A 1,667-nucleotide genomic window follows, 5' to 3' on the forward strand; every position below is an offset into this window, starting at 1 on the left:
GAAAGTAATAGAGTCTAACGGAGAGGACTTGGATTAATAAAAGAAGATTGCATCTACTTAAACTTTTGTAGTATGCAATCTTCTTTATTTTCTTTAATCTATTACATACAATAAGTATATCAATAGTTTGCTCTGAGTGTCAGTTTAACAAAACTTTGATATTAGTTTCAATTTTCTTAATTTTATAAGGATCATTTTTTTTTAATATTTTTAACAGTTTATTGTTGGAAATATAAATATTATTTTTACTACAATAATCTTTAATTGCAGCAATATATGCACTGGCATATATTGCTGCATACGATGTTCCATATAATTCATTTGTTTTTATAGGTTTTGAATCAATTAAAGAGATTACATCAATTTTTTCACCTATAAAAGAGCATATAACATTATCATTAAAATTTGAAAAATTAGATAACTCATAATTTTGATTTAATGATGATACAGATACAACATTTTTTAAATTTGAAGGGAAAAGAAGATCTTTATCATGATAATCTCCAGCAGCTGAAACAACATTGATATTCTTTTAAGTTAGTTGAAGTATTTTATCAGCAACTTTTTTATTACTAATATCTCCTCCTAAGCTGATATTAATAACTGTTGCACCAAACCTCTCTGCAGCATTTAACCCTTTCAACAAATAACTGAAATTACTTTTACCTTGATTATCAGTTATTTTTATTAATATAACCTTTACGTTTGGAAGTATGCCTTTAAGTTTCATTTTGTTTGATCCTAATAAAAACGAAGTGAGTGAAGTTCCATGACCTAATTCATCATCAATATTATCTGAATTAGATGTAACATTAAAGGTTTTTATAATATTGGATTTTATTTCTTTTAATAGTTTTGACGAAAAACCAGTATCAAGAATAGCGATAGTTTGTGAATTTCCAGTAGAAATATTATTTAAATCTGTAGAATTATTCTCTTTTTGATAGATACAGAAGGATACTATACCTAAAACAAAGCTACTTAATATGACTATAATTAATAGTTTGAAATATAATTTATTCTTCATATTTAATTACAATAAAGCAAATGCAATTGTCACCGCTATTAAAGTAATCCATGCAATTATTCTTTGTGCTATTGTTCCTTCAAAGAGATGTAGTTTACCTAATATAGCTGTGATAGGTTTATCATACTTACATTCATAAATTTGAGTGACTAAAAATAATAGTGCGATAGCAAGAGAGTATTCGTTTATTTTAAAAGATATAAGATTCATTCTGAAATCTCCTTTGAGTGATTACTTTGTATATTTAGATTGACTTTTTATATTGGATCCGACAACGACCCAATTAGCTGCAATGATAGTTCCATATCCATGGTTTTTTCTTTCTAAAGCGTTTGCAAAAGATTTAAGGCTTCCTCCTAATATTTTAGGGAGACTAGATAGCACTAACCCTCCTGGAACACCAGCGAAACCCCCAAAAATAATCTGTGTTATTACTGAATCTGAATATTTGGATTGTTTTCTAAATTCTTTGATAATATTTTTAGTGTTTCTGTTATCGTTATATCTATGCCATCCCCACCAATATAATCTAGTAGCATTGATGTTCCCGCAAAATCTATCATATATAGTTAAGTTTGTCAAGAAACCTTATCGGCGGATTAAAGAATCCATATCTTAAAGCATCGGATTGGGGATGGCA

Annotated in this window: 2 protein-coding genes and 1 pseudogene; all 3 read right to left on the reverse strand. The window is 27.8% G+C overall.

Annotation, left to right across the window (positions count from 1 at the left end; translation table 11 throughout):
• Positions 1-139: 139 nt before the first annotated feature.
• Positions 140-1,027: pseudogene (locus tag HMPREF9943_RS10275) on the reverse strand (S8 family peptidase).
• Positions 1,028-1,033: 6 nt separating this feature from the next.
• A complete protein-coding gene (locus HMPREF9943_RS05295; RefSeq protein WP_004802799.1) occupies positions 1,034-1,237 on the reverse strand; it encodes a hypothetical protein in 204 nt (67 codons plus the stop codon).
• Positions 1,238-1,258: 21 nt separating this feature from the next.
• Complete coding sequence (locus HMPREF9943_RS10065; protein WP_155957278.1) at positions 1,259-1,609, reverse strand: hypothetical protein; 351 nt, start codon at positions 1,607-1,609, stop codon at positions 1,259-1,261.
• Positions 1,610-1,667 lie beyond the last annotated feature (58 nt).

This window comes from Eggerthia catenaformis OT 569 = DSM 20559 (genome assembly GCF_000340375.1).
In the GTDB taxonomy this organism is placed as follows: Bacteria; Bacillota_I; Bacilli_A; order Erysipelotrichales; family Coprobacillaceae; genus Eggerthia; species Eggerthia catenaformis.